This is a genomic window from Streptomyces sp. P9(2023) (genome assembly GCF_032436795.1).
GTDB lineage: Bacteria > Actinomycetota > Actinomycetes > Streptomycetales > Streptomycetaceae > Streptomyces.
In genome coordinates this window covers 23,201-50,029 of record NZ_JAUPWM010000035.1, presented here as the reverse complement: position 1 = coordinate 50,029, position 26,829 = coordinate 23,201, and the positions used below count along the sequence as shown (strand labels likewise).

The window sequence follows — 26,829 nt, the reverse complement described above, 5'->3', positions numbered from 1 at the left end:
GTCAGCGGGTGCTCCTCGGCGCCGGCAGCACGATCGTGAAGACCGTGCCCACGCCCACCTCGCTCTCGACCTCGATCGCCCCGTGGTGGTCGGCCACGATCTGCCGGGCGATCGACAGACCGAGCCCGCTGCCCCCGGTGGCCCGCCCGCGCGCGGCGTCCGCCCGCCAGAAGCGGTCGAAGAGCCGGGGCAGGTGCTCCGCCGGGATCCCGCTGCCGGTGTCCCTGACCGTGATCCGGACCATCTCGTCGCGTTCGGCCAGCTCCAGCCGGACGCCGCCCCCGGGAGCCGTATGCCGCACCGCGTTGCCGACCAGGTTGCTCAGCGCCTGGCGCAGCCGCCCCGGGTCGCCGTGCAGCCGTACGGGACCGGGCGTGTCGGCGGTGAGCCGTACGCCGGCCGCCGAGGCGTGGGCGGAGTGCGCGGTACGGCAGGTCTCCACCAGCTCGCGCGCGTCGAGCTCACCGCGGTGGTACGTGAGGGCTCCCGCCTCCGCGAGCGCGAGGTCCTGGAGGTCGTCGACGATCCGCTGCTGGAGCAGCACCTCCTCGTGGAGCGAGTCGAGCAGCTCGGCGTCGGGCTCCAGGACCCCGTCGCGCAGCGCCTCCAGATAGCCGCGCAGGTTGGCCAGCGGGGTGCGCAGCTCGTGCGCGATGTCGCCGACGAGGCGCCGCTGGCGCTCCTCGCTGGCCTGGAGCGAGTCGGCCATGCGGTTGAAGGACCGGCCGAGTTCGGCCATCTCGTCCCCGCCCGCGCCGGGGACGCGCCGCCCCAGGTCGCCCTCGCCGAGGCCGCGGGAGGCGGCGGTGAGAGCGCGGACCGGCCGCAGGACGGCCCGGCTCAGGAGCAGGGCGGCGAGGACGGCCGCGAGGGCCACCCCGGCCGCGACGGCCACGGTCGGGCCGACGGCGAGCGTGGTCTCCCCGGCGTCGTCCAGGGCGCCGAGGTGGACGCTGAGCGGCTGCGGGGCGACGGACGCGGTCCGCTCGTGGAACACCCGCTGGAGGCAGGCGCCGCGCCCGGTCTCCCGTACGACCTCGCAGGCGAGCGCCGCGTCGAGGTCGGGGCGGCCGGCCCGCACGTTCTCCTGCCGGACGCAGGCGCTGCCGCGGCCGGTCTCCGTCCCGCGCGCGCCCCCGTCGCCGAAGACGGGGACGCCCAGGTCGCCGGGGCGGGTGGTGACGGTGTGCCCGGCGCGGGTCAGGCAGGCGGCGTAGGTCGCGCCGTTCGCGTACGCGTCGACGGCGCTCGCGGTCACCTTGGCGACGGAGGGGAAATGGTCCCAGCGGGGCAGGGTCAGCGTGGGCCGGGGGTCGACGAGGAGCGGCGGGGCGGTGCCGCCGGGGCGCGGGGCGCGGCCGAGGACGGTGTCGGAGTCGGCGAGCTGGCCCTGGTTGGCGGTGCTGATCCGGATGCGCTGGCCGGTGTCGGCGGCGAGGGTACGGACGACGGCGGCGACGCCGTCCCAGGTGCCGTGGGTCCGCCCGTAGCGGAGCAGTTCGTCGGTGATCCGGGCGGTGACCTGGCGGTCGGCGGCGGCGGACTCGCGGAGCTGGTCGGTGGCCTGCCGCAGGGTCAGCCAGGCGGTGGCGGCGGTCGCGGCGACGGCGACGAGCAGCACCAGGGCGAAGACCCGCACCCGGAAGCTCACGACGCGCCGCCGCTGTCGGCGAGCCGGTACCCGCGCCCGTACACGGTCTCCAGGTACCGCGGCCGGTTCGGCTCGGCCTCCACCTTCAGCCGCAGGTTGCGCATGTGCGCGTCGACGGTCCGTTCCAGGACGTCCCGGTCGAAGCCGAAGACGCGCTCGATGATCTGGGCGCGGGTGAAGACCCGGCCCGGCTCGCGGGCCAGGGTCTCCAGGATGGCGAACTCCTTCGAGGTCAGCACCACCGGCCGCCCCGCCACCCGGACCTCGAAGCGCGCGGTGTCCAGCTCCACCTCGCCGACCCGCAGCAGGGCGTCCCCGGCGGCCGCGGCGACCCGCGCGGAGCGGCGCAGCAGCGCCCGGACGCGGGCGGTGAGCTCACGGGGGCTGTACGGCTTGGTGAGGTAGTCGTCGGCACCGAGGTCGAGCCCGAGGAGCATGTCCTCCTCGGTGCTGCGGGCGGTGAGCAGCAGAATCGGTACGTCGGAGGCCTCGGCGCGCAGAATGCGGCAGACGTCGAGACCGTCGACGTACGGCAGCATCACATCGAGCACGATCAGATCGGGCCGACTGGTCCGCGCCTTTTCCAACGCGGCCCGCCCGTCGGCGACGACCTGAACGGTGTGGCCTTCCCGTTCGAGATAGATCCGGATGAGCCGGGACTGTTTCGCGTCGTCTTCGGCGATCAGAATGCGAGCGCTCAACGATTCCCCCATGCGCGGCCTTCGACAATTCCCGAGCACGGTAATACAGATACGGAAGCCACGCGCCCGGGTGTCCGAAATCCGCCAAGGGCCGCATGCGCCTCAGGATCCTTCGACCTCTGCCATGAGAAGTCTAAGCGTGAGGGAGTGCCTTTCCGGCGGCAGTGCGTTCAGCGCCCTCCGGGCGTAGTCGGTGCCGCCGGCCAGGTCGCCGGAGCGCGCGAGCATGAGACCTCGGTGCATCTCCAGATGCGTGGCGAAGCGTGGGAGTTCTGAGGGGAGTTCGTGCCCTGCCGCGTCCTGTGCGCCTACTGCTGTGGACTCGTCCCCAAGCCGGGCGGCAAGGAGGGAGATGAAGACGTTGAGCCGCCACCACGGAACGGCGTAGTCGCTGGTCTGCTCGTGCGACCCGGCCTTGTCGAACACGCGCCGACCGTCATCCATGAGCCTGCGCGCCGTGTCCACGTCGCCCCGGATCGCTGCCGCGTGCGCCTTGCCGTAGATCGCGTTCAGCAGCCCGAGCGACGGCCGGTCACTGATGGCCATTGCCTGATCGGCAAGCACGTCGGCGACGCCGAGTGAAGCCCCCTCGTACCCCAGGGCGATGGCGGCCCGGCCCCGGACCCAGACGCGCGCGTCGTCGTCGCCCGACTGGTCCGCCGCCTGTGCTGCCATGCGGTACCACTGGACCGCCCTGGACCCGTCGGAACCAGGGAACGTCTTCGCGTACAGGGTCATGAGCCGTGCGGCCACCGACCACAGTCGGGGCTTCTCCAGCTGCTGTTGGACGACGACGAGTTCGCCGCTCACGCGCCGCTGAATGTCGGCAGCGCCGAGGCTCATGTACTCCGTGCCGTACGTGGCCAGCTTGGCCTCCCACGAGTCCACGGACGGGCCGCCCTGCAGCCGCGCCGCGAATCCCAAGCTGAGGAGGTCAGAGGCGACCACGGGCGCTATCGCGGCTCCGGCTGCGTCAGTGAGGAACGTTCGGCGCTTCACTTCACCTTCCAGAGCGGCTAGGGGCACGTCCAGGACGGCCGACAGGCACCGGAGGTAATAGGGCCCCGGCGTCACCTTGGAACGCTCCCAGCGGCTCACGTACTCCCGGTCGAGATTCGTCCCGAAGGCATCATTGATCGCTGACGCTAGCCGTCCCTGGCTCCACCCGCGAGCCGTACGCAGATCCCTGATCAGCTCCCCGATCGCCATGGGTCCATCTTGCCCCTACTGCTGCCCCTTGACGGGCCAAGAGAGGGTGATCCCGGGGCACTTGCCCCTAGGGATGCCCCTACGGGGGAGTGCTGGCCAACGGGACGATCGGCGGACCGAGACGCGAGGGGATGGCGGGGCGATGGCGACCCAGTCCGATACCGAGGCCGAGACCGACGCGCGACAGTGGGAGTACACGACGTACGCGCCGACGGGCGAGACGTGCCCGGCGTGCATGAAGCCCATCGAGCCCCTGGAGCGCTGCCGCCGGGGCTCACTCAAACCGAGGTCCGGCCCACCGATCGTGGTCTACCGGCACGCCGAAAGGTGCCCGTGATGATCACGGGAGAGAACGTCGGCCGACGGGTGGAAGACGGCGCAGGGCGGGTCGGCATCCTGCGGGACGTGATCCCTGACTATGAGGACCCATCCGACCCGCCGGCCGAGCGCCGAAAGAGCCCTACGGCGTTCCTGCGGCCCGAAGGCGGGGGTCGAGAATGGCTGGCCCCGCCGGACAGCGTGAAGTGCGTATAGCCACAGCCAGGCCCCGTCCGGCGACGGCGGGCAGCACAGCCGGACAGGGCCATCCGCCATCGCTCCCTACAGGTCGAACACGGCGGTCACAGGCGCGTGATCACTCCACCGCTCCGCATGGGTCGCCGCCCGCTCCACGTACGCCTTCACCGCTCGCTCGGCCAGGCGAGGCGAACTGACGATCAGGTCGATGCGCCAGCCGCTGTCGTTGTCGAAGGCGCGGCCGCGGTAGGACCACCAGGAGTATGGGCCGTCCTGGTCGGGGTGGAGGGCGCGGACGACGTCCACGTATCCCGCCTCGTCGAAGACGCGGGTCAGCCACTCCCGCTCCTCGGGGAGGAAGCCGGCGTTCTTCTGGTTGGCCTTCCAGTTCTTGAGGTCGGCCTCGCGGTGGGCGATGTTCCAGTCGCCGCAGACGACGACCTCGCGGCCGTCGGCGGCGGCGCGCTCCTTGAGCTCCTTCAGATACGGCAGGAACTCGTCCATGAAGCGGATCTTCTCGTCCTGCCGCTCGGTGCCGACCTCGCCGGAGGGGAGGTAGAGGCTGGCGACGGTGACGCCGGGCAGGTCGGCCTCGATGTACCGGCCGCTGGTGTCGAACTCGCTCGACCCGAAGCCGACGCGGACGGCGTCGGGCTCGCGCCGGGTGTAGAGGGAGACACCGGCCCGCCCCTTGGCGGCGGCGGGCGCGTGCGCGGTGAACCAGCCCTCGGGCGCCCGGACCTCGGCGGGGAGCTGGGCTTCCTCGGCGCGGACCTCCTGCAGACAGACAGCGTCGGCGGAGGTGCCCGCGAGCCACTCCACGAAGCCCTTCTTGGCGGCGGCTCGGAGACCATTGACATTGGCGGACGTCACTGTGTACAAGAAATTGCTCCTCGTCAGGCGGGCGTCGACGTCACGCCCAGGGGTCAGGTTCCCACATCGGGTGGACCTCCACCCGGAACCCCTTCTCCTGGCGGACCAGCGCGACCCGCCGGACGAGCTGCTTCAGCATCCCGTTCTTCTCCCCCTCGTTCAGCAGCTCCCACTTCTCGACGAGCCCCACGATCACAGGCTCGTAGTCGGCCTGCCTCGGCCTCGGCCCCACCACCGACACCCACTCCAGCGCTGCCGTCGTCGCGGCCTGCTGCTGCCGGATCCGCGCGACTGCGTCCTCATACTCCCCCGGCCCGTAGTCGTCCGGGTTCATCGCCCGGTCCACGCGCAGATTCGCCAGCGCCTTCTTCTGCTTCGCCGCCTCACCCTCAAGCCGGGCCCGTTCCCGGGCCGCGGTTTCCCGCTGGTCCACGGCCGGATCCCGGGGCGGCGGGACGCTGGGTGGGGCATCTATGGCCCGCGCCTGGTCCATGAGCCACTTGTGTACTTCCTTCTCCACCCCAGCGCGTACGGCGTAGACGCCTTCGCAGCCGTGGGTTCCGGTGACGGCCCGGCGCCCGCACATGTAGTTGTGGCCCTTGGTCGACTGCGGTCGGCCGTCGACCACCCTGGTGGCGCTCTGCACGGGCGTGGTGCCCCGGCACCCGGCGCAGCGCACAAGTCCTGTGAGCGGGTAGAGCGCCGTACGGGAGCGGGGCGGGGTCTTCTTCGTCTCCTGCCGCCGGTCCTGGTACTGCTGCCACAGTTCGAGGTCGATCAGCTCTTCCTGCGCCCCGGGGATGAGGAGCGTGTTCAGGCAGTTGCCGCGCGCGCTCGATACACAGTGACACTTCGGGTCGTGGATGCGGAGCAGCGCGGCGCAGAAGCCGGAGTCCATGTACCGGATGAGGGTCTGTGCGGTCCAGAGGCCGCCTCGGGTGGTGCGCCATCCGGCCGTGTTGAGGTCGTCGAGGAGAGCGTAGAAGGGGGCTCCGTCGATGTACTGCCGGTAGCGGTCAGCCATGACGGGGCCGGTTTCGGGGTGGGCGGTGTACTTCTCGTCCTGGAGGGTCCATCCTCCCTTGCCGTCGGGAATGCGACGGGGGTGCCATTCGTACCCGAAGCGGGGTCGGCCGGTTGCGGGGAGGTGGAGTCTGTAGCGGCGGTGGTCATGGGTCTCACGCCACTGCTCGCCGCAGGCGTCGGATTCATAGGCCGCGAATTCGAACAGGATGCCGCGTTGGAGACGGCCGGTCGCCGTGCGGGCGTCGGCTTCCTCGGTGGCGGACTCCAGCTCGCCGCCGGCGTCGTTGAGGCGCTTGAGGTTGACGGCGATGCCGTCGCGGGAACGACCGAAGCGGGAGTACTTCCAGACAACAATGCCGCGTGCTTCTCCTGCTTCGACGCGCTCGATGCACTCCACGATCTGGCGATTGAAGTGGCGGCCGGACACGTCGAGGTCTTCCACGAAGTCGACGATGCGGCGCCCGGTGCGCTTCGCCCATGCCTCGATCGCCGCCTGCTGCAGCTCAGGGCTGATCTTCCCTTCTTTCCAGGTGGAGACCCTCACATACGCAAGCCAGGGCTCGCCTTCTGCGAGGAGGTCCTGGCTTGTGGCGGGGTTCGGTGTCACTGTGCCTGCCGTTCTCGCTTGGGGCTCCGTCGCGCTCGTCACTTCTTCGTTGTGCGGCTGACGCCGGAGGCGATCTGTGAGACACGGGGTACGGAGATGCCGAGCTCCGCAGCCACCTCCGCGAGGGACTGCGTGGAGCGCATCTCGACGACGGCGGCCTGTCGGACGGAGCGGAGTTCCGACTGAAGCTGGGGCACGGCGTCCAGGACGGCACCGACCGCGCGGGCTCGGCCTGTCGGGTCGGGGTTGGCGGCAAGCTCAGCGATCACGGCGCGGATCGCGCCCACAGCAGGGGAGGTTTCGACCATAAATTTAAGGGTACCCCTAAATCGCCCGACCGATCACCCTTCCGCCCGGGAGTAGGTCCCGACGAATACCAAACCTCAGCCTCGCATACATGTACGATATTTCGCATGAACATGCGACCCACCCCTTACGACCACCCCGACGCGGTCAAGCTCGAGGACGCCGTCATGCTGGAGTACATGGTCCGCTACGGCGGTGAGGGCGACGCCACACCGCTCGACCCCGGGATGTTCGTACCGCCGCGCGGCCTGTACCTCCTCGCGTACGACGACGAGGGCCGCCCGGTCGCGTCCGGCGCCTGGCGCACCCAGGACGCGAACGACGAGGGGTACGCGGACGGCGACGCCGAGCTCAAGCGCATGTACGTGATCCCCGAGGCCCGCGGCCTGGGCCTGGCCCGCCGCATCCTGGCCGCCCTGGAGACCGACGCCCGCACGGCGGGCCGCACCCGCATGGTCCTGGAGACGGGCACGGCCCAGCCGGAGGCGATCGCGCTGTACACGTCCAGCGGCTACGAGCCCTGCGTGAAGTTCGGCCACTACCGCGAGTACGAGAACAGCCGCTGCTACGCGAAGCCGCTGACCGAAAATATGTGACACGCCCCTGACAACCGTCTCACTGTCTGGCACGCTGCCTCACGCACGTCGATCCGCACCGCTCTCATCCCCCACCTGCCTCGGCAGAAGGAGACATGCGTGAGACGCCATCGCACCGTCGCAGCGGTCCTGTTGTCGGTCGGAGCCCTGCTGACCGGAGCCCTGACCGCGACCACTGCGCAAGCAACGGAGCAGCCCGTCTTCTGGACCGCGGAGCGGATGCGCTCCGCGACCCCGCTGGACCTCGAGGTCACCCCCAGTGCCCGCACGACCCTGAAGCAGGTCGCCCGCTCGTCCACCCCCACCACGATCGCCCCGACGGCCTTCCCGCAGCCGGGCGGGCCCTGGACGGGCGGCGGCGAGGTCGTGAAGACGTCCGGCCGGGTCTTCTTCACCTTCCAGGGCCGTACGGCCTCCTGCTCGGGCAACGCGGTCACCAGCCAGAACCAGAGCACGGTGATCACGGCCGGCCACTGCGTGAAGTACCAGGGCGCCTGGCACACCGAGTGGGTCTTCGTGCCCGGGTACGACAACGGCAACGCGCCGTACGGCCAGTGGAAGGCGACGAAGACGCTCACCACCCCGCAGTGGGAGGCGAGCGAGGACATCAACTACGACGTGGGCGCCGCGGTCGTGGCCCCCCTGAACGGCCGCACCCTCACCTCGGTCACGGGCGCGCAGGGCATCCAGTTCAACGGCGGCTACAACAAGCCGATGTACGCCTTCGGTTTCCCGGCGGCGTCCCCCTACGACGGCTCGAAGCTCATCCACTGCGCGGGCAACTCCTCGAAGGACTTCCTCTTCTCCCAGGACCACAGCCTCGCCTGCAACATGACGGGCGGCTCCAGCGGCGGCCCCTGGTTCACCGGCTTCAGCGAGACCACGGGCACGGGCCTCCAGGTCTCGGTGAACAGCTTCGGCTACACGTTCCTCCCGAACCGCATGTTCGGCCCGTACTTCGGCAACGACGCGAAGGCCTTGTACGACCGGGCTCAGGCGTCGTCCTGACGTTCCGCCGGCCCGCGGCCCCGTCGGACATCGGTCCGCCGGGGCCGCGGGTGCCCGCCCGACGAGCCACGATGCGGCATTCGGGTGGAGATGCGCTCGTACCGCAACTGCTCCCGGCCTTCGCGTTGTCCTCCCCGGCAGTGGCAGGACAACTGAGGAGGCACTCATGACTGAGCTCCAGTCTTTCCCCACGGCCCCGAGCGCGCTGTCGGACTACGATCCCTACCGGTTCCCCGCCGTGTACATCGACGACCTTCCGGAGGCGTCGCCGGCCGCCTACGACATTCCGGCCGCCTACGACTACCCGCTGCCCCCGCCCGCTCCGGCCGGCCGCCTGTCCGTGCCTCTGGAGCCGGCCGACCGCCGCCGCCTGGAGCTGCACGCCGCCCTCACCACGGCGGGCATCGCGCCGCTCCCGGGCGACCTCGCCGCCATCGAGGCCCTGTGCACGCTGGACGACTCCACCCACATCGCGCTGCAGCGGTGGATCACCCGCGCGACGTGATCTCCGGTCGGACAGGAAGCGGGGCGAGGGTGGCCGCACGACGCGGCCACCCTCGCCCTGTCATCCCCGCGGGATCAGAAGTCGTCCGCGCCCTCGCGCAGTTCCGGCGTCCAGTAGCCCGTCTTCGCGGCCGAGTCGTCCATGGTGATGCCGTCCGCCGGGGCGGAGACCACCTCGCTGCCCTCGGCCGGGCCGTCGGCGGCGAAGAGGTTGACGTGGAAGGACGTGACGGCGCGGTTCTCGTCGTCGACACCGCCGTTGTTGATCCGTACGGCGGCGTGGGCCGGGGCGCCGACGGCGAGGACGACGGGGGTGGCGGGCCTGCTCTTGGCCACGGACGGGACATCCTTGGCCGTCTGGACGTCGCCGAACGCGATCAGCGGGTAGTGGAGCAGGGTGCAGGTGCGGCCCGAGACGTTGGTGGCGGTCAGGGTGATGTGCGTGGTGGGGACGCCGTCCTGCTTCGCCGCGGTGATCTTCACGTCGTTGACGGTGCAGGCGGGTGACGTGCGGGACGGGCTCGTGCGGGCGGGCTTCTTCGCGGCCGAGGCCGGGGACGCGGAGGCGGGCGACGCGGGGGGACACATCGGCGTCCGCACCCTTCGCCGGCGCGGAGGGCGCGACGGAAACGGCGGCCGCCTTCCCCGACTGACCCTCCGGACCCTTCGCCCCGCTCGCACCCGCACGGCCACCCTCGCCGCCCCCACAGGCGGTGTGCGCGAGGGCGAGCGCGGCGGTGGCGGCGGCCAGGACGGTGGTGCGGGTGCGGTACGAACGCATGAGAACTCCCCGTGAAAGACGGCGCGGTGGCCGAGGTGCGACCGCCCGCTCCGGCGGCCTGGGAAGACTCTGTCGGCCGCCCGCTCCCCCGGCCAGAGCCACCCGCCGATCCGGGAAGCTGGAACGTTCCACCCCCTCTGACCTGCGGGAACGCCCGCTCCCCGAACGCGGACTGGAACGCTCTCCCCGGACGACAGCACGCGACAGGAGCGGGCTCAGGCGCTTTACGGATCTCGCGATCATGTGATCGAGTGGGGGATTCCGGCCTCGCGGGGGCGCCGGAGTGGGCGCGGGGGACGGAGAAGCGGTGGCGATGGTGGCGACGGGGTGGGAGATTCTCCACGGGATCGAGTCGTGTCTGCTGACCGAGGTGCCACGGGGGCGGAGCCAGGAAGCCGAACGAACCTCCGGTGGCGACGCGTTGCGGGATCAGCGGTTCGCCGCGCTGGTGTCCGCGTATCAGGCGGGGCAGAGCGGGGCGCCCGGCGGCGGGGCGCCCGGCGGCGGGGCCGTACTGCTCGGGTGGCGGCGGGTGGGCGCGCAGCGGCCCATAGAGGTTCTCATCGGCGGTGCCGCTCTGTTCGGCGGGCAGGACGGTACGGGGCCGGGTGCCGCGACCCTGCTGAGCCTGCCGGCCGGTGCGCGGGCGCAGCGGCTGGCCGCCGGATCCGCCGCGCAGGGCATGGCCGCCGTGCCGTACTGGACGTCGGTCGGGGCGATCACCGACGGGCTGCTGGTGGACGAGGACGTACGGGAGCAAGCCACCGCGCTGCGCCCCTCGTTGGAGGACTCGTTGCTGAGCGTGTGGCAGGACGCGTTCGCCTGGCTGTTGATCGCCGAGCCGATCCCGCGCGGGGAGGCCGAGGAGCTCGCCGGGGAGGTCGCCGACCGCAGGCGCCGGGCGCAGGCGAAGGCCGAGGGCTCACCGGAGTACGCGCTGGAAGCGGATCGTCTGGAGCGGCGGCACCGGGAGTTGGCGCTGGCGGCTTCGAGCGGGCTGTGGCGGGTTCGACTGCTCGCCGGTTCGGACACACCCGAGCGGGCGGCGCGGGTCGGGGCGCTGCTGTGCGCGTCGGCCGACCTCAAGGGCCTGCCGTACGCACTCGCTCCGCGGGCCGACCGGTGCGGGTCCCTGGAGGAGATCCTCACCGCCGGAACCGATGGCGCACGGGGGCCCGCGACGGACCTCCTCACCGCCGCGACCGGTAGTGAACGAGGCTCCGCCGCAGATCCGTTCGTGGCGGGCGCCGGGCTGCTCTCGGCCCTCTTCCGGCCGCCCACCCAGGAGATCCCGGGCGTTCGGTTCGCCCTACGGCCCGAGTTCGACGTGACCCCGGAGAACGGGGTGGGCGGCGACCCCGACGCCGTCCGTCTCGGAGCCGTACTCGACCGCAATCGGATGCCCGTCGGCGACCTGAGGCTGTCGCGTTCCAGTCTGAACCGGCACACCTTCGTGTGCGGGGCCACCGGTGGCGGCAAGTCCCAGACGGTACGCGGTCTCCTTGAGGCGGCCACGGGTTCCGGTCTGCCGTGGCTCGTCGTGGAGCCGGCCAAGGCGGAGTACCGCTTCATGGCCTCCCGTCTGCCCGACGACGAGGTCGCCGTCATCCGGCCGGGCGACCCGGACATGCTGCCGGCCGGTCTCAATCCGCTGGAGCCCTCCACGTACGGGGGCGGCCTGCACTTCCCCCTGCAGACCCATCTCGACATGGTGCGGGCGCTGTTCCTGGCCTCCTTCGACCCGCAGGAGCCGTTCCCGCAGGTCCTCAGCGCCGCCCTGACACGCTGCTACGAGGAGCTGGGCTGGGACCTCACCCTGAACGAGCCCGCCGTCCCCGGCGCGACTCCCCGCTACCCGACACTGGAGGACCTCCAGGAGACCGCGGAGCGGGTCGTCGCGGACATCGGCTACAGCAAGGAGATCACCGACAACGTCCGCGGCTTCATCAGGATCCGTATCTCCAGCCTCCGTCTCGGTACCACGGGCCGCTTCTTCGAGGGCGGGCACCCGATCGACTTCGGCGAACTCCTCAAGCGGAACGTCGTCTTCGAGATCGAGGACGTCGGGGACGACAAGGACAAGGCGTTCCTGATGGGCACCGTCCTGATCCGGCTCGTCGAGTACCTGCGTCTGGAGCAACGCCACACCGGCAGGCTCTCCTTCCCCCTGCGCCACCTCAGCGTCTTCGAGGAGGCCCACCGGCTGCTGCGCCGCAGCGAGGAGGGCGGTGCGAGCGCGCATGCCGTCGAGATGTTCGCGGGGCTGCTCGCCGAGATCCGCGCGTACGGAGAGGGGCTGGTGATCGCCGAGCAGATCCCCGGCAAGCTCGTCCCGGACGTCATCAAGAACACCGCGGCCAAGGTCGTGCACCGGCTGCCCGCGCGGGACGACCGCGAGGCCGTCGGCGCCACGATGAACATCACCGAGGCCCAGTCGGAGTTCCTCGTCACCCTCAGCCCCGGTGAGGCGGCCGTCTTCACCGACGGGATGGACCAGCCGCTGCTCGTCCGCATGGCCGACGGCACCGGGCGCGAGAACGCGGGCCCGGTCACCACCGCCTCCGCCGCGCCCATGGTCGGCCGGCGCAGCGCCGCGTGTCCCGCCGCCTGCGCGGACACTCCGTGCACCCTCCGGCGACTGCGCGGCGCGCAACGGCTCCTGGATGTCGACGAGTCGAGGATCACGCTGTGGGCCGAGATGGCGGTCGCGGCGCATCTGCTGGGCTGGCGCACCCCGCTCCCCGGACCGGCGATGCGCGCCTCCCTCGCGCCCACCTGGGCACGCGACCGACACCTGGTGGAATGCGCCATCGCCCAGGCCGTCGACCGCGCGGTCGCGGACCGCCCCGCCGCCGTGGCCACCCCGGCCGAACTCGCCGAACACACCGCCCGCATGATGTCCTCCCAACTCGACGGCGCCGACCCCTGCCCGGTCGGCGAACCGATGTGGAAGGCCCTCCCCGGCACCAGAGCCCGCCACTACTACCACGGCCGCCGCACACCCTCCACGGTCGAGCACATCGTCGGCTGCGCGGATCCGTCGGAACACTGGGGCAAGCGCTTCGCGAAGGCCCTGTCGTGCTTCGAGCGCACGATCCGCAAGCCATGACGCGGGACGTACGGGACCTGGACCGGGGGAACACCTCATGAGCGAGCTGTACACGGCCGAAGGCACGGACCTTCCGGAGCCGCGGTCGGCCCTGGAGAGCCCGGAACTGTCCAAGGGCGAAGTCGTCGGCGAACCTGAGGAACCGGAGCCGTTCGAGGACGTCCCGGAGCTTCCGGACGACGACGCCGACTCCGAGTTGCCGGACGAGCCGGACGAGCCGGACGACCTCGCCGAGGACACAACGGAGCTTCCCGAGGCCGATGCGGAAGAGCCGGACGAGCCGGACGAGCCCGAGTTGCCGGACGAGCCCGAGACGCTGGACGAACCGGAGGCGCCGGACGAGGTGTCCGACGAAGTCCGTCTCGCGCAGGCCGAGGCCGAGGGACAGGAGATCGGTGACGCCCATGGTGTTCAGGTCGACTACACGACCCATCCCATCGCGCCCGACTCCGCGAACGACGTCAACCAGGCCATGGAGAAGCTGTCCGCCGAATATCCCGGTGTGTTCCAGGATCTGGAGGTCGTACAGTCCGAGGCCGCCGGCGCGGATTCCACTCTGGCATACGCCGTGCTCGAGCCCGGTGGTGAGGATGCCGTCGGGATCTACCTCGACTCGGGCGACTTCGGCGACTACGAGGCACTCTCGGAACAGGGGAAGCTCGAAGAGGAGAGCAATTGGACCGTTCCTGGAGGCGGATCCGTCGAGGGGATCTTCCATCACGAGTTCGGGCATCATTGCGCTCAGCGGATCTTCGACTCGCCCGAGGCCAACCAGGAACTCGAGACCGTCGTGTCCGACGCGATCGGGCAGCCTTACGACACCGGTGTCGAGCCGCACGACGACGAGACGGCCGCGGCGATCGAGTCCCTGGTCTCGGAGTACGGGGCCACGGACCCGCACGAGATGGTCGCCGAGTGCTTCACGGAATACAAGCTGGCCGACAGTCCCCGGCCATTCGCCGTGGAAGTCGGCCAGATAATCGACAAGTACCTCAAGGACACGAAGGAGTGAGCACGTGCGCCGATCGCCTGTGCTGTGTGATGCCTGCAAGCACCTCCAGCGCCGTCGAAATCCCGAGTCCCGGACCACGGCTGACAGATACATCATGTACTGCGTGGCTTTCCCGGATGGAATTCCGGGTGACATCTCTCCCGGCGGGTTCGACCATCGCCGTCCCTACCCCGGGGACGGCGGAGTGCTGTTCGAGCTGAAGGAAGGGAAGGAGAAGATCGTGGCCCTGTACGAGGCCACGGTGCCGGAGGACCGTAGGACGCGCATTTCCGACGGCGAAACGAAGAAATGACCGCGAATCTCGGGCCGGGCTGGACACGCCCGTGGGGCCACCGTTTTCGCGGTGGCCCCACGGCGTCGTCACTGCTGCGGCCACTGAGGTGGCCAGGCGCCGCCCTGTGGGGGCTGCTGCGGGGGCGTACCGGGTGGCCAGTTCCAGGTCGGATGCTGACCCGGCTGCGCGGGCTGACCGGGCTGACTGTGCTGACCCGGCTGGAAGCCCTGCGTGCCGTACGACCCCGCGTAGGGGTTCGGGCCGCCGGCCTGCGGCTGCGTCACCGGTTGACCCGGCACGTACGGAGGCAGCGTCGGCGCCGGCTGGGCCGGGACGCCCGGGTGCTGCTGGGGCTGCTGCTCCATGGCCGGGGGCTGCTCCGCCAGCGGCTCGGTGCCGACCCGCTCCAGCTTCACGATGTTCGGGTTGCACAGCGCCGTGTACGTCCGGACGGAGCCGTCCGCAGCGCGCTCCACGAAGACCAGGCCGAACTCCTGCAGCCCCTGGAGCTGCGTCGGCTCCACCATGTACTCGTACACCCGCTGCGTCGTGGTGCCTTCGCTGGTGCTGACCGTCGTGCCCTTGGTGTGCGTCGTGGACTCGTTCGTCGTACGCGTACGCGTGGTGCTGGAGTTCTCCGTCTCCGTGTAACTGCCACCGCTGCTGCTGCCGCTGGTCGTGCTGGGGAAACCGGGTCCGTCCGAGTACGTGCTCGACGAGCTGTCGCCCCAGTTCCTCCCCCATGAGCGGGAGAAGCCCTCCGTCTGGGCCACGGACATGGACGTTCCCTTAGTGACGGCCACCGACGAGGTGACGCTCTCGCCCTTGGTGTCCGTCAGCGAGTACAGCTTGAAGCTGTACCCCCGCCCGAGGAAGTCCGCCGCGACGCCCGCCTCCTGGTGGTTGCCGAGCCGCATGAAGGCGACGGCGCCGCCGCCGATCATGTCGCGCGCGGTCTCCCGCACGTGCGCGTGCATGATCGTCAGCTGGGCACCCCGCCACTCGCAGACGCTCGCGAGCCGCTCCAGGTGCCGCCGCTGCACCTCGTGCTCGCCGAGGGCGACGACGACGGCCGGCGCCTCCTCCTGGAGCATGGACAGGCGGCGCGACACGCTGAGGATCGCCAGGTCGACGAGCAGCTCCGTGCTCGCGCTGCCCGTCGCGCGGTCCAGGGTCAGGCAGGTCAGGTAGCCGGGGCCACGGCCCGCCCGCTCGGCGCCGAGGGTCGCCAACGGCTGGATGAACGACTCCAGCCGCATCAGGTTCTCGCGTGCCTGGTCCTTGTTCTTGTCCGTGAGCAGGTCGTCGGCGATGTGGTTGCGTTCGGCGCGCGTCAGACCGCTCCCGTCCGGGCCGTCCGCGTCCAGCTCACCGAGGAGGGCACGGAGGCCCGCGGCGATCCTGGCCGGGGTGACGTTCTCCCCGAGGGCGTCGCACAGCCGCCCGAGAATACGGGTGTCCATGCTGCGCGCGGCCCGGGTGGCTTCCCCGCTGTCCCCGTACACCGCCTCGACGAGCGCGTCGACCAGCTCGCCCTTCGACAGTCCGTCGAAGACGCTGCTCTGCGCCTGCTGGCTGGGGAGCAGCTGTACGTCGACTGGGGCACCCATCTGCGCGGCCAGGACGGACAGCTCCCGGCATATCTGGGCCTGGGTGAGGTCCAGGACGATCAGCGGACGCTCGCGCAGGGTGGACGCGCCGAAGACGGTGAGGAAACCCTCGCGACTGCGCTGGCTGCCGCCGAAGACGTCGAGCCGCCGGGTGCCCGGCTCCAGCGGCATGGCGCCCCACAGGTTCAGGGCACGGACGCGCCGGTCCTCGGCGTACTCGAAGTGCGCCTTGCGCTGGGCCCACGCCGCCGCCGCGTGCTGGTACCGCTGCGTCACGTCGTGCTGCGCCTGCCGCACCTGCTGCACGGCGGTCGTCGCCGAACCGCCGGTCGTCCCGTACACGATGCCCGCGGCGACCGCGGCGAGGGCCGCGAGCCCCCAGCCCGCCCCGCTGCCCGTGACCAGGGCGACCAGCACGAAGAACACGGTGGCGCCGCCGCCGACCTTCAGCGCCATGCGCATGCGGTCGTCCGCGTTCAGGGTTTCCGCCCGCGCCCGGTTCTGGAGCATTTCGGGTACGAGTTCCTGGTGGGGCGGCGGCTCGACGAAGGGGCGACGGCAGGTCTCCGCGTCACGGTAGACCCAGCCCAGCCGCTGGCCCGGATCGAACAGCCGGGTCAGCGGCTCGGCCTCCGGCTTCGCCTCGGACGGTTGGACGGACATGAGGGCGACTCCTGGTCGATGAGGAACGGGCTCGGCTCTCGGAGCTGCTCAGTGGCCGATCGCTCCGGCGAACTTCTCCAGCTCACGGATGCGCTCGTGCATCGGAGGGTGCGAGGCCAGGAGGCGGTCGAGGACCTTCTGATCGCGGCGACCGTCGTCCGCGCCCTCCCCCTGCCACTCGCTGAACACGGCGTGCAGCGCGGGCCCGTACCCGAGCTGTGCCGCGCTCCGGTCGGCACGCAGTTCCCCGGACCGCCCCGCCCATGCCAGGAGGTACGGCGTCACGAACACCACCAGGATCGGCGGGAACGCGAACGCGACCCCCAGGACGACAGCGACGAACACCAGGCCCACCAGGCAGCCGAGCAGCGGCACGGCCTGGGCGACGACGGCGACGACGAGGAGCAGCCACCGCGCGAGCACCATCACTAGCCGGCCGGGCAGCGCGTACCACTGTCCGAGCAGGCCTGCCCACGCGTGGCCGCCGAGGTGGTGCCCCAGCTCGTGCGCGAGGATCGCCTCCAGCCGCTCGGGCGGCAGCTTGAGCGCCCATCGGGTCACACCGACCATGTGTCCGGCGGCGGCAGCGGCGTTGATCTCCTCGCTGTCCTCCACCCACAGCTCGTACTTCGAGTTCTTGATACCGGCCCGCTGGGTGACGCGCGCCCACAACGGCTCCATCGCCGCTCGTTCGGCACCGGTCGGCTCACGCCACCTGAACAACATCTTCGCGAGCACCCGCTCGACCGCCGGGGAGAAGACCAGCGCACCGGACGCCAGCCACACGATCACGAACACCACGTCGAGGCCGCTCGGCATGAGCGACGCGGCCATCAGGATCACGAGGAGGCTGCCGAAGAAGTTCGGCAGCATCAGGAGGAGCCTCGTCACGGCCGTCGAGTCGGCCCCCCGACTGACCCGGACGGCCTCGGGGGCGTACGGCTCCCCCGGCGCGGCCATGATGCCGGGCGGCTGCTGGGGAGCGATGGGCTGCGGCCCGTACGGCCCCTGCTGCGACGGCGCGAACCCCGGCGCCGCCGGAGGAAACACACCGGGCTGCTGCGGGGGGTACGCGGGGGGCTGCTGGGGGGCGTATGCGGGAGGCTGCTGCCCGGGGTACGCCGGGGGCTGCTGCTGGGAGTACGCCGGAGGCTGCTGCTGGGGGTACGCCGGAGGCTGCTGACCGTAGACGGGAGGCTGCCCCGGGTACGGCGCGCCCGGAGCCTGCCCGTACGCGGGGGGCTGCTGCGGGGGTATCCCCTGCTGCCCGCCGTACGTGGGCGGAGGCATCCCGGGCTGCTGGCCATGGGCCGGGGGTGTCTGCGACTGTTCCGGTGGCTGCGTCGGCTGCGGCTGTGCGCCGTACGAGGCGTACGGATTGGTCGGGTCACAAACCGGACTTCCCTTCGGGACCGCGGCAGCGTAGTCGCGCTGCGGGCCATATGTGTCAGGGCCACAAGAGCGCTGCGCATGCGAAAGGTTGGAAGAGAAGAGACATCGAGATCCCGCGCCCGCCCCCGGCATCTGCAGTCACTCGGACCTGTGCAGAACGACCTATCATGGTGCAACACAACGGCCGCCGTCCACTCGCGGGATGCGCGACCCGAGAGTCTCACGGCACGTCAAAACGTCCTGGATCAGGACGAGTCCGCAGGCACCGCTACGGCGCCCAGTAGCGGGTACGCCGTCCTGCGTGGCCACGGTGATCTTCAGGCTCACCTCGGCCTGACACCTGCCCCGACCGGCCGGCCCCTGTCAGTCGACGGGACGCTACTCGGCGTCCGGCAGGTCCTCGTCGAAGATGCCGGCCTTGGCGATGAGATAGGCGAGCTGGGCGCGGCTGCGGCTGCCGAACAGCTCCGACGCCTTGCGTACGTGGGTCGCGACCGTTCTGACGCTCATGCCGAGGCGGCCGGCGATGGACTCGTCGGTGTAGCCGCTCACCATCAGCTGCAGGACCACCCGGCGGGTCTCGTCCACGAGCAGGGCCGGCCGGTAGTCGCTCGGCGTGTGGGGCAGCGGGACCGCCCGCTCCCAGGAGTGCTCGAAGATGCCGACGAGGTACCGGATCAGGCCGGGGTGCTCGATGGCCAGGGCCGCGTGGCGCCGCTCCTCCGCCGGGTCGGGTACGAAGGCGATCCTGCGGTCGCAGACGATCAGCCGGTCGAACACCTCGTCCAGCGTGCGGACTTCGGCGCCCGCCGCGGAAATCTGCTCCACGTAGGAGAGCGTGGGTCCGTGCGTGCGCACGGTGTGCTGGTAGATGGTGCGCTGCCCCACGCCACGGCTCAGCGCGTCCAGCGCGCCGCCGAGCGCCTTCTCCAGAAGCGTCTGCGGCCGCCCGCCGCCGGGCTGGGCGGTCAGGAGCTCGTGCCGGCAGGACCGTACGGCCGAGGCGAGCGCGGTGCTGATGACGTCCGCGTCCCGGATGACACGGACGAGGCCGCCGTTGGCGCTCGTGCTGCCGCGGTAGACCTCCTCCGCCAGGTGCATGGAGGTGCGGGCCGCGGCGAGCGTGCGCTGGCTCCGCTCGATGACCTCCTCCATGGGGCGCATGACGGTGTTGGCGGCCAGGCTCGGGGGGATGGCGACGAGGCTGCCGGATTCCAGCCGCTGGAGCAGACCCAGAGAGATCAGGCATTCGGGGCATTCCCCCGTCGGCGTGTGGCCCGCCAGGACCTCCGCGTAGAAGCTCAGGCCCTCTTCGCAGGCCTGAAGAGGCGAGAGATTGCCCGGTTCGCCCCTGTTTACGCACATGTGTCGATCCTTCTGGTTCCGGCGTTGCAGGTTCATGCTCCAGGACTTTCCTGTGCCGGGCGAGAACGGCCGGTCATGATTCTTCTCACGGGCCGGAACAACACGGCCCGGCAGAAAAACAGGGGGGATTCTCCTGCTCAAGAGGCATGTACTTCGCAGTGTTCTCGGTGGTTTCGCGGTAGCGGTTCTGGCGGCCCTCGCCCTGACCGTCCAAACCGAGGGGGAGACCACGAGCGCAGCCGAAACCGTCTCGATCGCCGCCCTGCCGCTCGACCCGGAGTGGGGCTGATGCCGGGCCCCTTCACGGGCTCCCGCACCCCTTCCCTTCGGCTACAGGAGGCGTAATGTCGGCACTTCCCATCGACACCCAGGCCCTGTCCGTGTTCGACGGATTGGGCGAGCGTCTGGCGGATCTGAAATCCGCCGGGCTTTACAGGGACTTCACACCCTGTTCATACCTGGCGGAGCAGCCCGGTCACGCCATCCACAAGGGGCGGCGCATCCAGGTGTGGTGCACCAACGACTACCTGGGCATGAGCCAGAACCCCCAGGTCATGGAGGCCCAGATCGCCTCGACGAGGCGGCACGGGACGGGCAACGGGGGGTCGCGCAACATCGCCGGCACCAGCGAGGCCCATGTCGAGCTGGAGCGGCGCCTCGCCGAGTGGCACCGCCGGCCCCGCGCCCTCGTCTTCACAAGCGGGTACGTGGCGAACTTCGAGACGCTGAGCACGCTGCTTTCCGCCGTACCCGACATGGTGGTCTTCTCCGACTCGCTGAACCACCGTTCGCTGATCGAGGGAATACGCGCCTCCAGCAACCGCAAGCACATCTTCCCGCACAACGACGTCGCGGCGCTGGAGGAAATGCTGTCCCAGTACGACATCGAGCGACCCAAAATCATCGTCTTCGAGTCCGTGTACTCGATGGACGGGGACATCGCGCCGATCCACGAGATATGCGATCTGGCGGACCGTCACAATGCCATGACCTACCTGGACGAAACGCACGCCATCGGCGTCAACGGCCCGACCGGCGCCGGAATATGCGAGGAGATCGGCGAGTACCGGCCGACCTTCGTTCAGGGCGTCTTCGGCAAGGCGGTCGGCACGACCGGCGGCTATGTGGCGGGGCCCGACACGGCCCTGGACTACGTACGCTCGAACGCCCCGGGGTTCATCTTCACCACCACCATTCCGCGCTCCAGCCTGGACGCCACACAGCGCAGTCTCGATGTCGTCCAGTCGGCCGCCGGCGTCGAACTCCGGAAGAAACTACGGGAGAATGCGGCCCGCATGCGCGCGGCCCTGCACAAGGCCGGCATCGACTTCATCGACGCCGAGAGTCACCTGGTCCCGGTCCTCGTACCCGGTGGTCAGCGCGTGAAGAGCGTGTCGGCACGGCTGCTGGACGAGTTCGGCATCTACGTCCAGCCCATCAACTTCCCGTCCGTCGCCAAGGGCGGCGAACGCTTCCGCGTCACGGTCGCGCCGTTCCGCACCCAGACCCAGATCGAGGAGTTCGTACGCGCCCTGCGTACCTGTCTCGACGGTTCGTGAGAACGCCCGCAGCGGACCTCTTCTCCGACAGGGACATCCCACTCGCATTCCCCATCTCATTGCCACACGCATTGCCACACGCATGCATTCCGAGGAGAAACATCCATGGAAATCAAGGAACTCACCCCGTTCATCGGCTCCGAGGTGGCCGGCGCGACGTATGAGGACCTTCAGCGCCCCGAGGTCTTCGAGCAGCTGATCGACATCGTGCACCGGCGCGAGCTCCTCGTGGTCCGCGGCCTCGAACTCACCCCGGAGCAGCAGATCGAACTGGCCACCCGGGTGGGCAGGCCCGTTCCGTTCCTGATGGCCACATACCGCCACCCCGAGCACGAGGAGATCATGATCTCCTCGAACGCCATGAAGGCGAACCGCCCGGTCGGCATCGCCCGGGTCGGCAACTTCTGGCACCAGGACTCCTCGTACATGAAGGACCCGGCGCCGTACACCATGCTGCACGGGGTCGACGTGCCGAGCACCAGCGGCCACACCCTCTACGCCAGCGCCCTCGACGTCTACGACCGGCTGCCGCAGGAGTGGAAGGAGAAGATCGCCGGCCGCACGGCCCTGCACACGGTGAGCAAGCGCCAGCGCATCTCCCCGGAGCACGCGGGCCTCTCCATCGCCGAGTTCAAGGCCCTGGTCGAGCAGCAGTACCCGCCCACCGAGCACCCGCTGGTCCGGGAGGACCGGTACACCGGCCGCCCGTACCTGTACGGCGCCCCGGAGTACATGGACTCGGTGGTGGGCTTCGACGCCAACGAGAACGCCGAGTTCTTCGCGGTCGTCGACGGGCTCATCCAGGACCCCGAGCACGTCTACACGCACCGCTGGACCACCAACGACCTGGTGGTGTGGAAGACGGCGACGACCTACCACGCGGCGACCGAGGTCGAGCCCGGTGCGACCCGGACCGTGCACCGGGTGAGCATCGAAGAGGGCGAGCAGTGGGCGGCATAGTCGACTTCGACGTGTGCTTCCCGTCCGCGAGGGCCGACGTCCACGCCATGCACGCCGCCTCGGGCGTGGCCCTCGCGGACATCGTCCGGATCACGCACTGCGAGAGCTTCCCGGTGCTCGCGGACGACGAACAGGCCTGGGAACTCGCGCTCACCGCGGCGCGCACCGTGATCCGCCGGACCGGCGTGGCGCCCTCCGCCGTCCGGCAGGTCGTCTACGCGGGTTCCGGCGAATGGGACCGCCCCTTCTGGTCCCCCGCGGCGAAGGTGGCGCACGGCCTCGGCATCGAGGACGCCCACTGCTTCGAGGTGGCGAACTTCTGCAACGCCGGAATGACCGCGATCCGGCTCCTCAGCGGGCCGGGGGCGCTGGCCGAGGGCGAGTACGCGCTGGTTCTCGTGGGGGACCGGCTGAGTCGGATGGTGGACCACGGTGACCCGGATTCCAAGGCTCTGTTCAACTTCGGTGATGCGGCTGCGGCGGTGCTGCTGGCAGGCGGTGCGGGTCGTTTCCGTGTCCTCCACTCCGCCATGCGCACCGACGGCGGCTGGGCCGACTACTACCACGGCGAGCTGACCGGCGACCGCGTCCGCATCCGGCGCGCGGCCCACCGCAGGGGTCTCGCCGACACCTACGTACGCCAGTTCACCGGGCTTGTGCACGAGACGCTGGCGGCGCTGGAGGTCGAGCAGGACGACATCGCCCACTTCCTGATCAACCACGGCGACCGGGACATGCACGAGCGGCTGCTCCGGACCCTGGGCATCCCGGCCGAGCGCAGCGTCTTCAACTACCACCGGCTGGCCCACATGGGCGGGGCGGACACCCTCATCGCCCTCGGGGACCTGGAGCGGGCGGGCCGGCTGCGACCCGGCGATCTGATCATGCTCGCCACCAGCGCCATGGGGTTCAGCTGGGGCATCACGACCTTGGAGTATCAGGGATGAAGAACCTCGTCATTCACCAGGTGCCGTACCGGAAGATCTCGTACGACCGGGGCATCGACCACGAGCGGCACCAGGTGACGTACATCGGCCACCCGCACCGCATGGCCGACCTCCCCGAAGAGCTGCCCTGCGAGCGCATCACCCTCGACGCGGACGAGGACCTGGTCGCCGGTGTGTGCGCCCGCACCTCGCCTGCCGACCGGTACGAGAAGGTGCTCGCCCTCTCGGAGTTCGGGATCACCGAGGCCTGGCACGTACGCCGCCACCTGGGCATCGAGGGTCCCGCGCTGGACAGCCTGGAGCGGGTCCGCGACAAGGTGCGGATGAAGGAGGCGCTGGTCGGCTCCGGGCTGCGCCACCCGCGGTTCGTCTCCGACCCCGCACCGTGCCGGCCGCTGCCCTGGGAAGGCCCCACGGTCCTCAAGCCGCGGCAGGGAGCCTCCAGCGAGGACGTCACGATCCACGAGACGGCCCGTGCGGCCCTCAGCGCCTACCACCGGCTGCCGGACCGGGAGATGTTCCAGCTCGAGGAGTACATCGACGGCGACATCCTGCACGCCGACGGTCTGGTGGCGGACGGCCGGCTCGTCGACCTCGCGGTCAGCCGCTACGTCAACAAGCCGGTCGAGTACGCCTCCGGGGTGCCGCTCGGCTCGCACCAGGAGCCGTGCACACCGGCCCACCGGGCCCTCGCCGCGCAGGTGGTGGCGGCGCTCGGCATCGAGGAGGGCAGCCTCCACCTGGAGTTCTTCGAGACCCCCGAGGGCGAGCTGGTCTTCCTGGAGGTCGCCAACCGGGTCGGCGGAGCAGCCGTCGTCACGACGCACGAGCTCCACACGGGGGTGCACCTGCCCTCGCACGAGATCGCCGTCCGGCTCGGCCTGGAACGGCCGGCGACCGAGCCGCCCACCGGTCGGCACCACGGCTGGCTCGCCTTCCCCGGCCACCACCTGGCCGAGGACGGGGTACGGGAGACCGAGGTGCCGCAGTGGGTGCGCGCGCATCCCTGTGTCGACCGGATCCACACCCTGGCGCCGGAACAGCTGACGCCCCGCCACATCACCTACCAGGAGTGGGAGGTGCCGGTCTTCATCGAGGCCTCCGACCCCGACCCGGCACGGTTGCGCCGTTTCCTTCAGGATTGCACCCGCGCCGTGTCCGTCACGACCCGGCCGACGAAGACCGTCTCGAAGACCGGGACGAAGACCGATTCGACCAGGGAGCCGGCGGCATGAGCAACTCGAACCCCGTACGCATCGCACGGGCCGTACAGCAGAAGCGGCGCCCCGACGGGATGCCGGTGCCCGAGGACTTCGCCGAGGTCGAGCTGGTCCTGCCGCCCCTGGAGAGCGGCACGGCGCTGGTGGAGAACCTCTGGCTGTCCGTGGACCCGTACATGCGCGAGTGCATGGACGGGGACTGGGAGCTGGACACCCCGCTGGAGGGGCGCTCCATCGGCCGGGTCGTCGAGTCCCTGAGCCCCGAACTCCCCGTCGGCTCCCTGGTGTTCCACCGGGACGGCTGGCGCACCCACGCGGTCGTGGCCGCCGACGAGGTCAGGGTGCTCCCCCGGTACGAGGGCATCGCGCCCGAGTCGTTCCTCGGACTGCTCGGCGGCACCGGCCTGACCGCCTACGTGGCCCTGACCCGGATCGCCCGACTCCGCGCGGGCGAGACGGTCTTCATCTCGGCGGCGGCCGGCGGCGTGGGGACGGCGGCCGGCCAGCTGGCCCGGCTGCTCGGCGCGGGCCGCGTCGTGGGCAGTGCCGGATCGCCGGCCAAGGTGCGCCTGCTCACCGAGGAGCTGGGCCTCGACGCCGCGTTCGACTACCGGGCGGGCCCCTCCCTCGACGCGCAGCTGGCCGAGGCGGCGCCGGACGGGATCGACGTCTGCGTCGACAACGTCGGCGGTACGCACATGGAGGCCGCCATCGGCGCGCTGCGCGAGTTCGGCCGGATCGCCTGGTGCGGCGCCATCGCGCAGTACAACACGGGGACCGCCCCGGCGGCCCCGCGCAACCTCTTCGACCTGGTGGAGAAGAGCAGCCGACTGGAGGGCTTCCTCGTCGCCAACCATCGTGACGTGCAAGGGGAGTTGGAGGAGTTCCTGGTGCCGCACCTGCGCGCGGGGACGGTCTCCGACCGGCTCGGCGTGACGGACGGCTTCGACCGGATCGTGGACGCCTTCCTCGGGATGCTGCGCGGTGAGAACACCGGCAAGTCGGTCGTACGGCTGACTCCCCAGGGTTGATCGAGGCCGCACGGAGTGGCCGTGGAAGAGCCGCACGGAGTGGCCACGGAAGAAATGAGACAAGCGGCATGCCCACCTTCGCCGCGGGACTGCACCTCCACGTCGTCTCCCTCGGCCACACCCACCGGATCTGCGCCGTATGGAGAGTCGTCGCATGGCGCGTCGGCAGCCCGCTCGGAGCCCCCGCCGACGATCCGCCCTGCGCGTTCTCCGGAGCTCTGCTGCTGCCCCGCCGGGGGGCGGAGCAGCGGTGGGCCGTGGAGACCGCGGTCGCCACGCTGGACGAGGGCGACGCGGGCGACGGTCCCGTCTGCGTGGATCTGACCACGACGGCCGAGGGCATCGAACCCGGCGCCGTACGGCCGGGCCTGTGCCGGTCCGAGGAGCTGCTCGAACTGGCCCGCGCCGCCACCGGCGACGGACAGCGGGAATGGGCCGACCTTGCCCGCGACGCCCCCGCCGCGTTCCACGCCCGGGCGGCCGATCCCTACCCCCTGCAGCGGCACGCCGCGGCGGTGACCCTGCGCAGCCCGGACGGTCCCGGATCCCCGGACCGCCGCGTACGGCTGCTGCACCGCCGGCCGCAGGACGTACTGCGCGGCTACACGACGGCTCTGCTCGCCAATGCCGCGAGCGATGCGACAACCCCCGACGCCACCCGCCCCAGGAGACCGTGATGCGCTTTCCCGCAGAGCTGAGAGCAGAGCCGAGAGAAACGTCCCTGCAGCCGGTCGGCACCCCGCTGGAGCACTACTTCTCCGACAGCGCCCGGCGGATGGTGCCCTCCGAGGTGCGGTCGCTGTTCGCCGTCGCCGACCGGCCGGAGGTGGTCTCGCTGGCCGGCGGCATGCCGAACGCCGCGGCCCTCCAGTACGGCTCCGCCCAGGGCGACCCCGGGCTCCGGGAGCGGATCTGCGGGGTCATGGCGAGCGCCGGGATCTCCGCCCGCCCGGACGAGGTCCTGGTCACGGTGGGTTCCCAGCAGGCCCTGGACCTGGTGGCCCGGGTCCTGCTCGACCCCGGCGACACCGTCGTCGCGGAGGGCCCCACCTACGTCACGGCGCTCGGCACCTTCGCCGCGGCGCAGGCCGAGGTCGTCCAGGTCGGCATGGACCGGGCCGGCGTGATCCCGGACGAACTGGCCGCCGCCTTCGCCCGGTCGGCGGCGGAGGGGCGCCCCGCGAAGCTCTTCTACACGATCCCCACCTTCCAGAACCCGACGGGCGTGACCCTCTCCGCGGGCAGGCGGCGGCAGATCCTGGACATCTGCCGGGCCGCCGGGGTCCTCATCGTGGAGGACGACCCCTACGGCCTGCTCCACTACGGGGGCGGACCGTCCCGGGCGCTGTGCGCCGACGACCCGGAACGGGTCGTGTACCTGGGCTCGTTCTCCAAGATCCTGGCCCCCGGCCTGCGGATCGGCTGGGCGCACGCCCCGGCCGTCCTGACGCGCAAACTCGTGCTCGCCGCCGAGAGCGCGATGCTCTCCCACTCGGCCCTCGCCCAGCTGACGGTGGACCGCTACCTGTGCACCCAGCCCTGGCAGGAGCGGCTCGCATCGGTACGCACGAGCTACCGCGAGCGGCGCGACGCCATGCTGCGCGCGCTGTCCGCGTACATGCCCGCAGGCGTGTCGTGGACCGTCCCCGACGGCGGCTTCTTCGTCTGGGTGACGCTCCCCGAGGGCATCGACGCCCGGGTGCTGCTGCCCCGCGCGCTGGCCGCGGGAGTCGCCTTCGTCCCCGGGACCGGCTTCTACGCCGACGGCCGGGGCACCCGGAACGCCCGCCTCTCCTTCTCCTACCCCCTGCCGGAAGAGATCGACCTCGGCGTACGCCGGCTCGCCGCCGTGATCGCCGAGTGGCGGTGAACCCCCGGCACCGACGTGAACCTCAGCGCTGACCGCCCG

The 26,829-nt window shown here is 70.9% G+C and carries 24 protein-coding genes; 14 read left to right on the top strand and 10 right to left on the bottom strand.

All coding sequences use genetic code 11. The features are described 5' to 3' along the window. Nucleotide 1: 1 nt before the first annotated feature. The 6 genes from Q5762_RS30105 to Q5762_RS30080 form a co-directional block, all read right to left on the bottom strand. A complete protein-coding gene (locus Q5762_RS30105) occupies nucleotides 2–1,651 on the bottom strand; it encodes an ATP-binding protein (RefSeq protein ID WP_315895427.1) in 1,650 nt (549 codons plus the stop codon). Next, nucleotides 1,648–2,352 (bottom strand): response regulator transcription factor, encoded by a 705-nt coding sequence (locus Q5762_RS30100; protein ID WP_315895426.1) that lies wholly within the window; start codon nucleotides 2,350–2,352, stop codon nucleotides 1,648–1,650. The genes Q5762_RS30105 and Q5762_RS30100 overlap by 4 nt, the downstream gene beginning before the upstream one ends. Nucleotides 2,353–2,454: 102 nt before the next feature. Then, on the bottom strand, nucleotides 2,455–3,561 hold the full coding sequence (locus tag Q5762_RS30095; protein WP_315895425.1) for a helix-turn-helix transcriptional regulator: 1,107 nt from the start codon (nucleotides 3,559–3,561) through the stop codon (nucleotides 2,455–2,457). Between the two features lie 600 nt (nucleotides 3,562–4,161). Next, nucleotides 4,162–4,959, bottom strand: coding sequence for an exodeoxyribonuclease III (locus tag Q5762_RS30090; protein ID WP_315895424.1), 798 nt, complete (start codon nucleotides 4,957–4,959; stop codon nucleotides 4,162–4,164). Nucleotides 4,960–4,990: 31 nt separating this feature from the next. Further along, nucleotides 4,991–6,520: a recombinase family protein gene (locus Q5762_RS30085; protein WP_315895423.1), complete on the bottom strand. Its 1,530-nt coding sequence runs from the start codon at nucleotides 6,518–6,520 to the stop codon at nucleotides 4,991–4,993. Between the two features lie 101 nt (nucleotides 6,521–6,621). Further along, nucleotides 6,622–6,891, bottom strand: coding sequence for an RNA polymerase subunit sigma-70 (locus tag Q5762_RS30080; RefSeq protein ID WP_315895422.1), 270 nt, complete (start codon nucleotides 6,889–6,891; stop codon nucleotides 6,622–6,624). Nucleotides 6,892–6,996: 105 nt separating this feature from the next. Between Q5762_RS30080 and Q5762_RS30075 the strand changes: the two genes are divergently transcribed. The 3 genes from Q5762_RS30075 to Q5762_RS30065 all read left to right on the top strand — a co-directional run bounded on the left by Q5762_RS30075 (nucleotide 6,997) and on the right by Q5762_RS30065 (nucleotide 8,998). Further along, the gene (locus Q5762_RS30075; protein ID WP_315895421.1) at nucleotides 6,997–7,485 is read left to right on the top strand and encodes a GNAT family N-acetyltransferase; all 489 of its coding nucleotides are present in this window, start codon (nucleotides 6,997–6,999) and stop codon (nucleotides 7,483–7,485) included. Between the two features lie 99 nt (nucleotides 7,486–7,584). After that, entirely contained in the window at nucleotides 7,585–8,493 is a 909-nt protein-coding gene (locus Q5762_RS30070) for a peptidase (protein WP_315895420.1), read from the top strand. 166 nt (nucleotides 8,494–8,659) lie between these two features. After that, on the top strand, nucleotides 8,660–8,998 hold the full coding sequence (locus tag Q5762_RS30065) for a hypothetical protein (protein WP_315895419.1): 339 nt from the start codon (nucleotides 8,660–8,662) through the stop codon (nucleotides 8,996–8,998). Nucleotides 8,999–9,072: 74 nt separating this feature from the next. Here Q5762_RS30065 and Q5762_RS30060 read toward each other — a convergent pair whose 3' ends face one another. Next, entirely contained in the window at nucleotides 9,073–9,480 is a 408-nt protein-coding gene (locus Q5762_RS30060; RefSeq protein WP_315895418.1) for a DUF4232 domain-containing protein, read from the bottom strand. Between the two features lie 4 nt (nucleotides 9,481–9,484). On the opposite strand from Q5762_RS30060, the gene Q5762_RS30055 reads away from it, so the two are divergent. The 4 genes from Q5762_RS30055 (at nucleotide 9,485) to Q5762_RS30040 (ending at nucleotide 14,191) form a co-directional block, all read left to right on the top strand. Further along, nucleotides 9,485–9,793, top strand: a complete 309-nt coding sequence (locus Q5762_RS30055) for a hypothetical protein (protein ID WP_315895417.1) — start codon at nucleotides 9,485–9,487, stop codon at nucleotides 9,791–9,793. A gap of 298 nt (nucleotides 9,794–10,091) precedes the next feature. Continuing rightward, a complete protein-coding gene (locus Q5762_RS30050) occupies nucleotides 10,092–12,887 on the top strand; it encodes an ATP-binding protein (RefSeq protein WP_315895416.1) in 2,796 nt (931 codons plus the stop codon). 37 nt (nucleotides 12,888–12,924) lie between these two features. Further along, nucleotides 12,925–13,899: a hypothetical protein gene (locus Q5762_RS30045; protein WP_315895415.1), complete on the top strand. Its 975-nt coding sequence runs from the start codon at nucleotides 12,925–12,927 to the stop codon at nucleotides 13,897–13,899. A 103-nt stretch (nucleotides 13,900–14,002) separates the two neighbouring features. Further along, the gene (locus Q5762_RS30040; protein ID WP_315895414.1) at nucleotides 14,003–14,191 is read left to right on the top strand and encodes a hypothetical protein; all 189 of its coding nucleotides are present in this window, start codon (nucleotides 14,003–14,005) and stop codon (nucleotides 14,189–14,191) included. Between the two features lie 68 nt (nucleotides 14,192–14,259). Here the strand turns inward: Q5762_RS30040 and Q5762_RS30035 are convergent, their stop codons facing one another. The 3 genes from Q5762_RS30035 to Q5762_RS30025 all read right to left on the bottom strand — a co-directional run bounded on the left by Q5762_RS30035 (nucleotide 14,260) and on the right by Q5762_RS30025 (nucleotide 19,203). Beyond that, nucleotides 14,260–16,446, bottom strand: coding sequence for a hypothetical protein (locus Q5762_RS30035; RefSeq protein ID WP_315895413.1), 2,187 nt, complete (start codon nucleotides 16,444–16,446; stop codon nucleotides 14,260–14,262). Between the two features lie 48 nt (nucleotides 16,447–16,494). Continuing rightward, nucleotides 16,495–17,736, bottom strand: coding sequence for a M48 family metalloprotease (locus tag Q5762_RS30030; protein ID WP_315895412.1), 1,242 nt, complete (start codon nucleotides 17,734–17,736; stop codon nucleotides 16,495–16,497). Between the two features lie 480 nt (nucleotides 17,737–18,216). Continuing rightward, complete coding sequence (locus tag Q5762_RS30025) at nucleotides 18,217–19,203, bottom strand: LuxR C-terminal-related transcriptional regulator (protein ID WP_315895411.1); 987 nt, start codon at nucleotides 19,201–19,203, stop codon at nucleotides 18,217–18,219. Nucleotides 19,204–19,547: 344 nt separating this feature from the next. Here Q5762_RS30025 and hemA point away from each other — a divergent pair, with 344 nt between their 5' ends. The 7 genes from hemA to Q5762_RS29990 all read left to right on the top strand — a co-directional run bounded on the left by hemA (nucleotide 19,548) and on the right by Q5762_RS29990 (nucleotide 26,790). Beyond that, nucleotides 19,548–20,762, top strand: a complete 1,215-nt coding sequence (gene hemA, locus Q5762_RS30020) for a 5-aminolevulinate synthase (protein ID WP_315895410.1) — start codon at nucleotides 19,548–19,550, stop codon at nucleotides 20,760–20,762. 105 nt (nucleotides 20,763–20,867) lie between these two features. Further along, nucleotides 20,868–21,722 (top strand): TauD/TfdA family dioxygenase, encoded by an 855-nt coding sequence (locus Q5762_RS30015; RefSeq protein WP_315895409.1) that lies wholly within the window; start codon nucleotides 20,868–20,870, stop codon nucleotides 21,720–21,722. Next, nucleotides 21,710–22,669, top strand: coding sequence for a 3-oxoacyl-[acyl-carrier-protein] synthase III C-terminal domain-containing protein (locus Q5762_RS30010; protein WP_315895408.1), 960 nt, complete (start codon nucleotides 21,710–21,712; stop codon nucleotides 22,667–22,669). Before Q5762_RS30015 ends, Q5762_RS30010 begins: the two co-directional genes overlap by 13 nt. Continuing rightward, the gene (locus tag Q5762_RS30005; RefSeq protein ID WP_315895407.1) at nucleotides 22,666–23,904 is read left to right on the top strand and encodes a hypothetical protein; all 1,239 of its coding nucleotides are present in this window, start codon (nucleotides 22,666–22,668) and stop codon (nucleotides 23,902–23,904) included. The genes Q5762_RS30010 and Q5762_RS30005 overlap by 4 nt, the downstream gene beginning before the upstream one ends. Next, nucleotides 23,901–24,920: an NADP-dependent oxidoreductase gene (locus tag Q5762_RS30000; protein WP_315895406.1), complete on the top strand. Its 1,020-nt coding sequence runs from the start codon at nucleotides 23,901–23,903 to the stop codon at nucleotides 24,918–24,920. Before Q5762_RS30005 ends, Q5762_RS30000 begins: the two co-directional genes overlap by 4 nt. A gap of 68 nt (nucleotides 24,921–24,988) precedes the next feature. Continuing rightward, the gene (locus Q5762_RS29995; protein ID WP_315895405.1) at nucleotides 24,989–25,597 is read left to right on the top strand and encodes a hypothetical protein; all 609 of its coding nucleotides are present in this window, start codon (nucleotides 24,989–24,991) and stop codon (nucleotides 25,595–25,597) included. Next, nucleotides 25,597–26,790: a PLP-dependent aminotransferase family protein gene (locus Q5762_RS29990; RefSeq protein WP_315895404.1), complete on the top strand. Its 1,194-nt coding sequence runs from the start codon at nucleotides 25,597–25,599 to the stop codon at nucleotides 26,788–26,790. Before Q5762_RS29995 ends, Q5762_RS29990 begins: the two co-directional genes overlap by 1 nt. Nucleotides 26,791–26,829 lie beyond the last annotated feature (39 nt).